This window comes from Pasteurella pantherarum, from assembly GCF_049670885.1.
Lineage (GTDB): Bacteria > Pseudomonadota > Gammaproteobacteria > Enterobacterales > Pasteurellaceae > Pasteurella.
The window spans coordinates 1,046,914-1,059,837 of record NZ_CP187173.1 but is presented as its reverse complement, the minus strand read 5'-3'; the positions used below and the strand labels follow the sequence as shown (position 1 = coordinate 1,059,837).

Below are 12,924 nucleotides of genomic sequence, written 5' to 3'. Positions count from 1 at the left end.
CCCCTCATATTTTAAGGCAGGCTCAGTTCCTGCCTTTTTCCGTTTTTTATTTTTAGATGACGAGGAGTTTTTAGCGTGTCGACAAAAAATATTGATTATGATGATTTACAAGACATTGTGGCATCCAGCGATACTGGCGGGCGAGATCCTGATGGGTTCCCTAAAAAACTCATTGCTGGCGTGGCGATTTTATGGTCATTATTCCAACTTTACTATGCTTCACCCGTGCCATTTTGGTTACAAGAATTTTTGCGTAACATCGGCTTAAATATTAATGTGGTGTTTGATGATACGAAAGCCCGCTCAATTCATCTTGCTTTTGCGTTATTTTTAGCCTATTTGTCTTATCCTGCATTTAAGTTTTCACCGAAGCATCGAATTCCGTTGGTGGATTGGATATTTGCTTGGGTCGGTGCATTTTTAGGGGCTTATTATCTGTTTTTCTACGATGGTTTAGTGACCCGTTTTGGAGCCCCCATCTTGCAAGATATTATTGCAGGTTGTCTCGGTATCTTTTTATTACTTGAAGCCACTCGTCGCAGTTTAGGGTTGCCTTTAGTCATTATTGCCATTGTTTTCTTACTGTATAACTATTTCGGACAATTTTTGCCGACAGATTGGATTATTAGCCATCGTACAGGCTCGCTATCGCATATTATTAATCAGCAATGGATTACCACCGAAGGGGTATTTGGTGTGGCGTTAGGTGTTTCCACCAAATATGTCTTCTTATTTGTATTATTCGGTGCATTACTCGATAAAGCAGGGGCAGGGAACTACTTTATTAAAAGTGCCTTTGCCTATTTAGGGCATTTACGTGGCGGACCTGCAAAAGCCGCCGTGGTGGCGTCAGGTTTAACGGGCTTAATTTCAGGCTCATCCATTGCCAATGTGGTCACCACAGGCACCTTTACTATTCCGATGATGAAACGGGTGGGCTTTTCCTCAGAAAAAGCGGGTGCCGTGGAAGTGGCGTCTTCCGTAAATGGACAAATTATGCCACCTGTTATGGGGGCTGCGGCATTTTTAATGATCGAATATGTGAATATGCCGTATAACCAGTTAATTACTCACGCTTTTTTACCTGCGGTCATTTCTTATATTGCCTTAGTCTATATTGTGCATTTAGAAGCGTGCAAAATGAATTTACAAGGGCTACCAAAAGCGGATGCACCCAAACCGTTTCACATATCGTTAATCCGTTCATTGGGTACGTTTATTTTCCTTTGCGTGATGTATTTTGCCGTGGACTTTGGACTAGGCTGGCTAAAAGTGGTAACCCCAGATCATGCTTTTGGTATTGTCGTGTTGCTCATTGCAGTGGTTTACTTACTCTTATTACGCCGAGTAGCACAATTTCCTGATCTTGAAATTGATGATCCACATTCACCAGTGGTCAAACTGCCTTCGGTGGAACCGACAGTGAATTCGGGCTTGCATTTCCTATTGCCAGTGATCATTTTAATTTGGTGTTTAATGGTGGAACGTTTATCCCCAGGTTTATCAGCATTCTGGGGAGCATTATCCTTGAGCGTTATTTTGTTAACGCAACGTCCATTATTGGCATATTACAGAAAACAAACCCACTTTAAAGCAGAATTTAAACAAGGCTGGCGAGATTTAGTCGATGGCTTAGAAGCGGGGGCAAGAAATATGATTGGTATTGGTATTGCCACCGCAACCGCAGGCATTATTGTCGGCGTGGTGTCCTTAACGGGCTTTGGCGTACAACTTGCGACCATCATTGAAACCCTCTCAATGGGAAATATTTTCTTGATGTTGCTTTTGGTGGCAGGCTTTAGCTTGATCCTCGGTATGGGCTTACCGACAACCGCAAACTACATTGTGGTGTCCTCATTAATGGCAGTGGTGATCATTGAAGTCGGTCGTCAAAATGGCTTTATCGTGCCATTAATTGCGGTTCATCTTTTCGTGTTCTATTTCGGGATCATGGCGGATGTCACGCCACCTGTGGGGTTAGCCTCTTTTGCCGCTTCAGCAGTGTCTGGTGGAGATCCCATTAAAACGGGTTTAACCGCTTTCTCTTATAGTTTGCGTACAGCCATTTTGCCATTCCTTTTCATTTTCAACACCGATTTGTTGTTAATTGATGTGGGTTGGGCAAAAGGGATTTTAGTCTTTATTGTGGCGACCATCGGCATTCTTGCCTTTACGGCAGGGGCGGTGGGGTATTTCTTCCGTCGCAATAAATTATGGGAAAGCGTGGCATTGCTTGTATTAGCCTTTGCCTTATTCCGCCCAGGTTTCTTTATGGAACATATTTCACCAACACAACATCATTTCACCGCAGAAAGTTTGGTGCAAGAAGTGCAAAAAGCCAATGTGGGGGATAATCTCACCTTGAAAGTGTCGGGCTTAAATCCTTATGGCAAACCGATTGAATTTTTTGCACAATTACCGATTGAAGAAGGTCAAACAGGTGAAGAACGTTTGCAAAAAATGGGCTTGACATTATTAGAGCAAGATAAAGCAGAAGGAAAAGAAATCATTATTGATGCAGTGGAAATTGATTCTGCTGCTGCCAAAGCAGGACTGAACTGGGATCAAGTGGTATTAGAAGGTTCAGTACCTGTAAAAGATGCCCTCGCAAAAGAGTGGTTTTTTATTCCGACTTTACTCTTATTGCTTGCACTTGCGATGAACCAACGTCGCCGACCACAATCATAAGGAAAAATTATGTTTAAAAAGATTTTAATTACGGCAGATCTCAGTCATTTGGAAGATGCAGAAAAGGCGGTGAAAACCGCCTTGGAGATGACACAACATAATCCCGATACGGTTTATCGCGTCATGAGCGTGATTCCTCCTTTCGGAAGTAGTTTTGTCTCCTCTTTCTTACCGAAAAATTTTGACCAAGATGTGTTAGATGAAGCAAATAAAGCCTTGCACGCTTTCACGAAAAAACATTTTCCTGAAGGGGCAAAGGTGCAGCATATTTTGGCACATGGGCCTGTGTATGAAGAAATTAACCGTATCGCCAAAGAGAAAAATATTGATTTGATCATTATGATGGCTGCACGAGAAAATAAAGAAGGATTAAGCTCCAATACGGTGAAAGTGGCACGTTATAGCGATAAACCGATTTTGATTTTACGCTAAGTGAATCAAGGAAAATACAAAAGGGAGAAATATGATTTCTCCCTTTTTTACACTTGCCTATTGAGACTAGTAAGTGCGGTCAAAAAGTGTGATTTTTTAACCGCACTTTTTGGAAAACAAAATTTAGCTGAACATGGCAGAGATTGATTCTTCGTTACTAATGCGGCGAATGGCTTCGGCTAGCATACCAGAAAGGGTCAATACACGGACTTTATTCAAGGCTTTAATTTCTGGAGAAAGTGGAATAGTGTCTGTGACCACAATTTCATCTAAGGCATCGCTTGCTAAGTTTTTTGCTGCTGAGCCAGAGAATACAGCATGTGTTGCATAAGCAAATACACGTTTCGCACCACGTTCTTTCAGTGCTTCTGAGGCTTTACATAAGGTGCCACCGGTATCGATCATATCGTCAATCAAGATACAATCACGACCTGATACATCACCAATGATATGCATTACTTGTGCTACATTTGCACGTGGACGACGTTTATCAATGATTGCCATATCCGTATCATTTAACAATTTTGCAATCGCACGGGCACGTACCACCCCACCAATATCAGGGGATACGACGATTGGATTAATCATATCGGTTTTCTTGAGCATATCATGAACAAGCACTGGTGAACCAAAGACATTGTCTACTGGAACATCAAAGAAACCTTGGATCTGCTCTGCGTGTAAATCACAGGTTAAGACACGGTCAACACCCACGCTAGACAGGAAGTCCGCCACCACTTTAGCGGTGATAGGCACACGGGCAGAACGCACACGACGATCTTGTCGAGCATAACCGAAGTAAGGAATGACCGCAGTAATACGACCTGCAGATGCACGGCGTAAAGCATCAACCATGACAATCAATTCCATAAGGTTATCATTGGTCGGCGCACAAGTGGATTGGATAATAAATACATCGCTACCACGTACGTTTTCATTGATCTGAACTTGGATTTCGCCATCGCTGAAACGACCCACAGTGGCATCACCTAATGAAAGGTATAAACGTTCAGAAATTCGTTTGGCTAGTTCTGGTGTCGCGTTACCAGCGAACAGTTTTATGTCAGGCATTGTTAGTTGAACCTCAGGGTTTAGATTGTCAGAAATAAAATTATCGATTTAATCATTACATAATTGCCTTAACATATTATGTAATGGGGAAAGATTTAATCCTTGTGCTACAAAGCCAAAGTATTTTTCAGGCTTTGTTTGGAATACGAATTGTGCAGCTTGCTTATTATTGAATTCAGCAAAGACACAGGCGCCTGTGCCCGTTAATTTTGCCGGCGCATATTGTAGCAACCACTGAAGTGTTTCTTCAACCTCTGGATAGTGATTTCTCACAACTTTTTCGCAATCGTTTTTGTATTTTTGCTGTAACAATTCGTCTAATGTTCTTTTTGGGGTATTTCTGGTTAAATTTGGATCAGAAAATACCTTTGCCGTAGAAATAGAAACCTCGGGTTTTAAAACCACATACCATTTTTCTTCAGGTTGGCAATAATGTATTTTTTCACCCACACCTTCGGCAAAAGCGGCTTTGCCATGCACAAAAATGGGTACATCAGCCCCTAGGCTTAAGCCTAGTTTTGCCAGTTGTTCGGTGCTAAGTCCAGTTTTCCATAAATAATTCAGTGCCACCAAGGTGGTTGCCGCATTTGATGACCCGCCACCCACACCGCCTCCCATGGGCAAGAATTTATCTAAGTGGATATTGGCACCTAATTGGCAGCCCGTGTGTTGTTGTAATAAACAGGCGGCACGGTAAATTAAATTATCTTCGGTTTTTAAATGCGGAATATCAGGCGTTAAGTGAATGTTGCCATCGGTGCGAATTTCGATCTCAAGCCAGTCGCCGATATCTAAAAATTGGAATAAGGTTTGTAATTCGTGATAACCATCATCACGTTTCCCATTGATATATAAAAAAAGATTAAGCTTCGCTGGAGAAGGGAAACGCAGAGGCTTTCCTTGCGGTTGTGAAAGTGCGGTGGAAAATTGATAATGTTTCATTAATATTTCCAGTGATCAACACGAATTTTTAAGGTTTGTCCCTCTGTTTTTATCAAAATGTCTTTTGGTAAGGGGAGGGCTTGTTGGTGGTAGCTTAAATAATCTACCGTCCAAAGATTGGGCGGTAATGAGTAATCAAAACTGGCTAATAAATGATTTTCACCCACTTTATAATGGCTTTGTGTTTCAGGTTGACCTTTTAGCCAAAGGGCAAATTTTTCCAGTGGGAATTCTACGCCGATCATCGCATGCAGTAGATGGCTCGCTTCTTTTGCTTGGCGTTCATTGCCTTTATTATCAAAAATACGTAAATGCTGGTTACGCATTTCAAGTGTTAGGGTGGTGGCACTAATACTAGAAGAGAGGTGTAGTTTATAGTTAGCAGGATTTTGATATTGCCATTCAAACCGAGTCGAAAAGCGTTCTTTTTCGCTGATATAGCCTAATTGACCTTGGTTACTGTACTGTTTGATTTGCTGGATTTGAGTGAGATGTTGTTGCCAAGTGGGATCTTCTTGGCTGATATATTTAACATGAGTAGGACGAGCCATATCCAAAGTACATGCACTGAGGAGGCTAGTCAAACAAATGGAAAAGAGAGCGTGCTTGAGTTTCATCATATCATTCTATGTAAGAAATTGTCCCTATTTTACGAGCTTAATTGGGATTAGTAAAGTGCGGTAAAATTTCTGCCTTTTTTTGTGCGAGATATTGGGTACGACGTCGGTTTAATTCTTCACGAATCCCTTGTTTTTCAAAGCCATCGGCGATCACTTGTTGCACATCCACACATAAAACGGCTTCATATAATTGCCATAAATAGTCTTTTTGAGGGTAATTAACTTGCTCAAATCCTGTTCGTCCTCGTGTATCCGCAACACAGACCAATAGTAATTCCATAAAACGTTGGGGCTTACGCCAGACATCAAGACGATTAAATAATTTTATGATGGTGTCAGGACGTAACTCAAAGGCTTTGTGAATATGTGAATGATATTCACAACAAAGCTCAGCAAAGTCTTGAATGGCTGTTGGGAGTTTAAAACGTTGACATAATCGACGGGCGGGGGCAACGCCAGCTTTTTCATGTCCATAATGATGCGGCCAAATCGCTTTTGGCGTCAGTGCTTTGCCTAAGTCATGACAAAGGGCAGCAAAACGTACCGCACTTTTATGATAAGGGGTATTTTCGGTCAGTTGCACCGCTTGTTGTAGCACTAACATGGTGTGTACGAAACTGTCAATTTCGGGGTGATATTTTTCTGGATTGGGCACGCCATATAATGCCTCTAATTCAGGAAAGAGGACTTTCAGTGCTCCGACTTGGCGTAGTGTTTCAAAATACACTTCGGGATGTTTTTCTAGCAGGGCTTTTTCTGTTTCCAACCAAACACGTTCTGCCGTTAAGTGGGCAAGTTCACCTTGCTCGCTCAGTTGTTGCATTAATTGAAGAGTTTCTGGTGCAATGGTAAAACCTAAGGCATGATAACGGGCGGCAAAACGTGCGACTCGTAATACACGTAGGGGATCTTCCGTAAAGGCAGGGGAAACATGGCGTAAAATACGTTGATTCAAGTCATCAATACCACCATAAAAATCATACAACTTTCCGTCAAGATCTTGTGCAATGGCGTTGATGGTTAAATCTCGTCGCAGTAAATCTTCTTGTAGCGTAATATCAGGTGAGAAATCGCAGATAAATCCCGTATAACCTGAACCTGACTTTTGCTCAGTTCGAGCTAATGCATATTCTTCTTTCGTTTCGGGATTTAAAAACACAGGGAAATCTTTACCCACTTGTTGATAACCTAATGCTAATAAATCTTGCGGTGTACTGCCTACCACAACCCAATCACGATCCTTTACAGGCAAATGAAGGAGCTGATCTCTCACCGCTCCTCCAACTAAGTAAATGGTCATCCCCTTCGTGGATTTCATAAGCTGTTATGCCCAGCCATTATTGCGACGGCGTTTTGGAATAATTAAAGGAATAAGAAGACCAAGTAATAAGCCAACGCCGAGAACCGAGCCACCATAAATAAACCATTGAATGGCAATTTCACGTTTCCCTGCATCAAGCATGGCTTCAAGATCACGATTTTTATTTTTGGTGATTTCAAGTTCACGCTTTAATTGAGAATTTTGTTCAAGTAATTGGCTGCTTTGTTGCTCCGCTTGATTAGCACGACGTTGCATTTCGCTAGTACGTTGCTGCCAATCGGTGTCTAAGCGGTTAAGCTTCATGGTCAGTTCTTGAATTTGGTTTTTTAGTCTAGGGTTTTCTTCTTTACTGCTCGGGGTGGAGGTCAGTTCACTGGTTAAAATCCAAGCATCTCGATTTTTACTATCACGAATCAGGGTGTAGCGTTCTTTTTGATCTAAAACTGTCACTTGCTCACCCGCTTTAATTGCCCCTGCGATTTTGTATTGATCACCTGCACCTTTACGTAAGAAGGTACTGAGATTTTCGGTCACATATTTGGTTTCAGCTTGTGCTACGGAAATGGACACACTGAGGAAAAGGCAAGAAAGTAAAATTTGAGTTAGTTTCTGCATAAGACAACACCTCGTCAATAGAATAAAAGTGCGGTGGATTTTACCGCACTTTTAGAGAAAAGATTAGTGGAATATTGCACTTAGTACGTAGTAAATCACAATTGCAAAGAACGCACCTGCAGGCAGGGTGACGATCCAAGAGGCGATAATATTACGGATAACATTCAGATTGAGTGCCGCAATTCCTCTCGCAAAGCCAACCCCTAACACCGCACCGACTAAGGTTTGGGTTGTGGAAATCGGTAACCCTGTACCTGAAGCAACCACCACCGTTAATGCTGTTGCAAATTGTGCTGCAAAGCCACGGCTTGGGGTGAGGTCGGTGATACCTGTACCAATGGTCGCCATCACTTTATAACCCATCACGATTAAGCCGGTCATAATTCCTAAGGCACCCAATGGTAAGATCCACCATGCTAATTGTGTTTTCGGTAAGATTTGTCCACCATGTTCTACAATAGAAACAACGGCAGATAAAGGACCGATAGCATTGGCAACATCATTAGAACCATGTGCAAATGCCATCGCACAAGCGGTTAATAACATTAAAATACTGAACACTTTTTCTACCGCACCAAAAGTTCCGCTACGCACTTTTTGTATGAACATGGCACTGCGGAAATAAATATAACAGCCTACGATAGAGATGATACTGATCAACAGTGAAATGAGGAAAACTTCGAAGCCAGATAAATGTAGCCCGACGTGTTTTAGCCCTTTTGTAAAAGTAACAATACAGAGAATAAATGCGGTGATGCCCATATAGTAAGGGCCGTATTTTTGTGCATTTTTTAAAGGCTCATCGGTATCGAAAATCAGTTTTTGAGTGCTAGCAAAAATCGCATAAGCAATGATCCCAGCAATAATTGGGGTAATGAACCAACTACCCACGATGTTTTTGATCATGCCCCATTCAACGGCTTGTTTACCCACCGTCACACAAGCAAAACCGACAACGGCACCAATAATAGAATGGGTGGTGGATACTGGCCAACCCATACGAGAAGCGATCAATAACCAAACACCAGAGGCAAAGAGTGAAGCCATCATACCCAATACTAATACATCGGGTGAGGCGGCAAATTGCATTGGGTCAATAATGCCACTTTTAATGGTTTCAGTCACTTCGCCACCAGCTAAATAAGCCCCCGCAGATTCGAAGATCATGGCAATAATAATGGCTTGTCGAGCGGTGATCGTACCTGATCCTACTGAAGTCCCCATAGCATTGGATACATCATTTGCACCGATCCCAAATGCCATAAAAAAACCAAAAAGTGCAGTAATGATAACAAGAACGTTACCATATTGATTAAGTAGTTCCATTTTGTTCTTCCTATAACAGACCTAAAAATTATGATCGTGCTAACATCAGTTCAATACGAGATCCAACACGTTGTGCTTGGTCTGCTAATACACCAACCCATTCCAAGGTTTTATATAAAAACATCACATCAACGGGATTGAAACGTGATTCAATGTTAAGTAACATTTTTCTTAACTTAATTTGCATTTGATCGGTGTCATCTTCAATGGTATCTAATTCATTGATCATGCGATTGACAAGATCTAATTCACGTCCTTTAAAGCCTGTTTCAAGCAATTGATCCATTTCATCAATCACTTTATGTGCCTGAATAGTGGCATCTAAATTACGTTTTAAATATTGTTCAAAATCAGTTTGCATATCTTCAGGAATGGCAAATTGGCGGCCTATCATACGACCTGCAATGTCTTTTGCAAAGTTAGCCAGTTTGTCTTGTTGGGTAACTAATTCCAATAAATCGGTACGATCAATTGGCATAAATAAACCACGAGGTAATTTTAAGCGGATTTCCCGTTTCAATGAGTCTGCTTGACGCTCGCATTCAGAAATTTTCGCTCTTAATTCTTCGGCTTTTTCCCACTCCCCCTTGAAGGTATATTCAAAAAATGGAATAAGCAAGTTACAGCATTCTGTCACTTTCTGAGAATGTTTCTGTAACGGTTTTAACGGCGAATGTGCAAATAATCCAAGGATATTATTAATTGCCATAAAGTGACTCCCAATAGAGATTAATGTAATTTTTCAGGCGAATATTACATGATGTCAGTGAAAAATTCACGATTTTAATCGAAAAACTTCAGTATTTATTAGATAATGCATTTATTCTTACTCATAAAATTTTGAGTAAAGTTGTTTTAATATATTGATATGAAAGGATTTTTTGTAATGAGTAATGAGATTGAGTTGAAATTGTCAGTCAATCCTGAATTTGTTGATTTTTTAAACCAAGTCATGAGCACTTTTGTTGTGCATCATCAGCAAAGTCAATTTTTAGCAAATTGTTACTATGATAGTCAGGATCAATTTTTTGCACGTCAAAAAATGGGGTTGCGAGTCCGCCAAGAAAATGATCGTTTTACGTTAACCTTAAAAACGGATGGACAGGTGCAAGGCGGGTTACATATTCGACCTGAATACAATGTGGAATTAGCCGATGCAAAACCTGATTTGGCTTTATTGGTGGAAAAAACGGGCTTGGCATTGGGTAACATAGAAGCCCTTGAATTACAGCCTATTTTTAGTACGGATTTTGAGCGTAAACAATGGTTGGTGGAATGTGGAAATGGTGCCTTGATTGAAGTGGCATTTGATTTCGGACACATTTATGCAGGGGAAAAAACAGCACCGATTTGTGAAGTGGAATTTGAATTAAAAGCGGGAAATACCACTGATTTATTGCGTTTTGTGTCTAACTTGACACTAGAGCAGGGCGTACGTTTAAGTTCAGCCTCAAAAGCCAAACGAGGTTACCAATTAGCCAAGCCACAGGCACAACGTTCGCTGAATTGGTTAGATAAGTGGCGAGATTTTCTGCAATTAGAACAAACGGATAACCATTCTTTATCAAAATTAACCGCACTTTTTGCCTTAGAGCAAGGGTTAATTGAAGAGACATTTGCCTTAGGGCAAGGCTATTTTGAATCGGATTTTTTAGCGACGGTACAACGTATTAGTGCCTTTTTTAACCTGTATCATTATTACACTGAGCATGCCAAATTGTTACAAGAGGTGTTCCAAACACAGCAACAAGATCTTGTGGATGAGCAGGATTTCATGGAGTTGATCGAACAACAGCATGGTCTTTTCAATGCAATTAAAGAGATCATTCGCCTACATAGTGAAACACAAGATAATGCACTTGCATTAAATAAGTTGTTTCAATTGTTACAAACGGGGCAATATGTCAAACGGATGTTGCATTTTATTTCTTTAACGATGAGTCAATAATACTATGGCAAAAGCAAAAACCGCTTATGTATGTCAGGATTGTGGGGCGGAGTTTTCTCGTTGGCAAGGGCAATGTGCCGCTTGTAAAGCGTGGAATACCATCAGTGAAGTGCGTTTAGTCTCTGCCAACACCCCTGCCAAAGGGGATCGTTTTAGTGGTTATGCAGGTGAGACCCGTGCCAAAATTCAGACATTATCGGAAATCAGTTTGCAGGAAACCCCTCGTTTTTCGAGCGGTTTTCAGGAATTGGATCGGGTGCTTGGCGGAGGCGTGGTTCCAGGCAGTGCCATTTTAATTGGCGGACATCCTGGGGCAGGGAAAAGTACCTTATTATTACAGGTAATGTGTGGTTTAGCACAAAACATGACCGCACTTTATGTGACTGGGGAAGAGTCTTTACAACAAGTTGCCATGCGAGCTAAACGTTTAGGTTTGCCTGCGGATAAGCTTAATATGCTATCAGAAACCTCCGTAGAGCAAATTTGCAATCTCGCAGATCAATTAAAGCCACAAATTATTGTGATCGATTCCATTCAAGTCATGCACCTTGCGGATATTCAATCTTCGCCAGGGAGTGTGGCACAAGTGCGTGAATGTGCGTCTTTTTTAACACGTTACGCCAAAACACGACAAGTCGCCATTATTATGGTTGGTCATGTGACCAAAGATGGCACCCTTGCAGGCCCCAAAGTGCTAGAACATTGTATTGACTGTTCCATTTTGCTTGAAGGGGAATCTGATTCACGTTATCGGACGTTACGCAGTCATAAAAACCGTTTTGGGGCGGTGAATGAATTAGGTGTATTTGCGATGACAGAGCAAGGTTTGCGAGAAGTGAAAAACCCTTCTGCGATATTTTTAAGTCGAGGTGAGGAACAAACTTCGGGCAGTTCCGTCATGGTCATTTGGGAAGGCACACGTCCGTTATTGGTGGAAATTCAAGCCTTGGTTGATCATTCCATGTTAGCCAACCCTCGCCGTGTTGCCGTGGGGCTTGAGCAAAATCGCTTGGCATTATTATTGGCGGTGTTGCATCGTCATGGTGGGTTACAAATGTCCGATCAAGATGTGTTTGTGAATGTGGTCGGTGGGGTGAAAGTCACCGAAACCAGTGCTGATTTAGCCTTGTTATTGGCATTAATCTCCAGTTTTCGTAACCGTCCATTACCACAAGATCTCGTGGTCTTTGGTGAAGTGGGGCTAGCGGGGGAAATTCGTCCTGTTCCCAGTGGTCAGGAACGCATTAGCGAGGCGGCAAAACATGGGTTTAAACGTGCGATTGTGCCTTTTGCGAATCGTCCTAAAAGTGCGGTAAAAAATATGGATGTTTTCACCGTGAAAAAGCTTGCTGATGCCCTTGCAATATTAGATCAATTTTAATGGCGACATTCCTCGCAGAAGACCAATTAAATTTTGAAAAATCGTGTAGAATTAGTTAATCTCACAACTCTTTGCAACATACAGCAAGCTGAGGCACTATGGAAAAGAAATTAATGAAAGCACTTGATAGCATTGATATCAAAATTTTGAATGAATTACAGCGTAATGGCAAAATTTCTAATATTGATTTGTCAAAAAAAGTTGGGCTATCTCCCACACCTTGTTTAGAACGTGTAAAACGCCTCGAAAAACAAGGGGTGATTATGGGATACCGTGCGTTACTCAATCCCGAATTGTTAGATTCCCCGTTATTAGTGATTGTGGAAATTACTTTAATCAGAGGGAAGCCTGATGTGTTTGAGGAATTTAACCATGCGGTGCAACAGTTAGATGAAATTCAAGAATGCCATTTAGTGTCTGGCGATTTTGACTATTTACTCAAAACACGGGTGGCAGATATGGCGGCTTATCGTAAGTTACTCGGCACCACCTTATTACGTCTCCCTGGTGTTAATGACACTCGCACTTATGTGGTGATGGAAGAAGTCAAACAAACTAATTTTTTACAATTGAAGTAAGC

12 protein-coding genes are annotated in these 12,924 nt (G+C 41.4%); 5 read left to right on the top strand and 7 right to left on the bottom strand.

Going from position 1 to position 12,924, the window contains the following annotated elements:
• Positions 1–75: 75 nt before the first annotated feature.
• Positions 76–2,688 carry a TRAP transporter permease gene (locus ACPEEM_RS05025; protein WP_424405697.1) on the top strand — a complete coding sequence of 871 codons (2,613 nt, stop codon included), beginning with the start codon at positions 76–78 and terminating at the stop codon, positions 2,686–2,688.
• 9 nt (positions 2,689–2,697) lie between these two features.
• Entirely contained in the window at positions 2,698–3,120 is a 423-nt protein-coding gene (locus ACPEEM_RS05020; RefSeq protein ID WP_424402897.1) for a universal stress protein, read from the top strand.
• Positions 3,121–3,243: 123 nt separating this feature from the next.
• Here the strand turns inward: ACPEEM_RS05020 and ACPEEM_RS05015 are convergent, their stop codons facing one another.
• From ACPEEM_RS05015 to ACPEEM_RS04985, 7 genes are all read right to left on the bottom strand, one after another.
• Positions 3,244–4,191, bottom strand: a complete 948-nt coding sequence (locus tag ACPEEM_RS05015; RefSeq protein WP_424402899.1) for a ribose-phosphate pyrophosphokinase — start codon at positions 4,189–4,191, stop codon at positions 3,244–3,246.
• Positions 4,192–4,239: 48 nt separating this feature from the next.
• Positions 4,240–5,133: a 4-(cytidine 5'-diphospho)-2-C-methyl-D-erythritol kinase gene (gene ispE / locus ACPEEM_RS05010; RefSeq protein ID WP_424402901.1), complete on the bottom strand. Its 894-nt coding sequence runs from the start codon at positions 5,131–5,133 to the stop codon at positions 4,240–4,242.
• Entirely contained in the window at positions 5,133–5,753 is a 621-nt protein-coding gene (gene lolB / locus ACPEEM_RS05005; protein WP_424402903.1) for a lipoprotein insertase outer membrane protein LolB, read from the bottom strand. Before lolB ends, ispE begins: the two co-directional genes overlap by 1 nt.
• 37 nt (positions 5,754–5,790) lie before the next feature.
• Positions 5,791–7,053: a multifunctional CCA addition/repair protein gene (locus tag ACPEEM_RS05000; protein WP_424405699.1), complete on the bottom strand. Its 1,263-nt coding sequence runs from the start codon at positions 7,051–7,053 to the stop codon at positions 5,791–5,793.
• Between the two features lie 24 nt (positions 7,054–7,077).
• The gene (locus tag ACPEEM_RS04995; RefSeq protein WP_424402907.1) at positions 7,078–7,689 is read right to left on the bottom strand and encodes a TIGR04211 family SH3 domain-containing protein; all 612 of its coding nucleotides are present in this window, start codon (positions 7,687–7,689) and stop codon (positions 7,078–7,080) included.
• Between the two features lie 63 nt (positions 7,690–7,752).
• Positions 7,753–9,015 carry an inorganic phosphate transporter gene (locus tag ACPEEM_RS04990; RefSeq protein ID WP_424402909.1) on the bottom strand — a complete coding sequence of 421 codons (1,263 nt, stop codon included), beginning with the start codon at positions 9,013–9,015 and terminating at the stop codon, positions 7,753–7,755.
• Between the two features lie 28 nt (positions 9,016–9,043).
• Complete coding sequence (locus ACPEEM_RS04985; protein WP_424405701.1) at positions 9,044–9,724, bottom strand: TIGR00153 family protein; 681 nt, start codon at positions 9,722–9,724, stop codon at positions 9,044–9,046.
• A gap of 177 nt (positions 9,725–9,901) precedes the next feature.
• Here ACPEEM_RS04985 and ACPEEM_RS04980 point away from each other — a divergent pair, with 177 nt between their 5' ends.
• From ACPEEM_RS04980 to lrp, 3 genes are all read left to right on the top strand, one after another.
• Entirely contained in the window at positions 9,902–10,963 is a 1,062-nt protein-coding gene (locus ACPEEM_RS04980) for an inorganic triphosphatase (protein WP_424407994.1), read from the top strand.
• A gap of 4 nt (positions 10,964–10,967) precedes the next feature.
• Positions 10,968–12,344: a DNA repair protein RadA gene (gene radA, locus ACPEEM_RS04975; RefSeq protein ID WP_424402914.1), complete on the top strand. Its 1,377-nt coding sequence runs from the start codon at positions 10,968–10,970 to the stop codon at positions 12,342–12,344.
• A gap of 98 nt (positions 12,345–12,442) precedes the next feature.
• A complete protein-coding gene (gene lrp, locus ACPEEM_RS04970) occupies positions 12,443–12,922 on the top strand; it encodes a leucine-responsive transcriptional regulator Lrp (protein WP_424402916.1) in 480 nt (159 codons plus the stop codon).
• Positions 12,923–12,924: the final 2 nt, after the last annotated feature.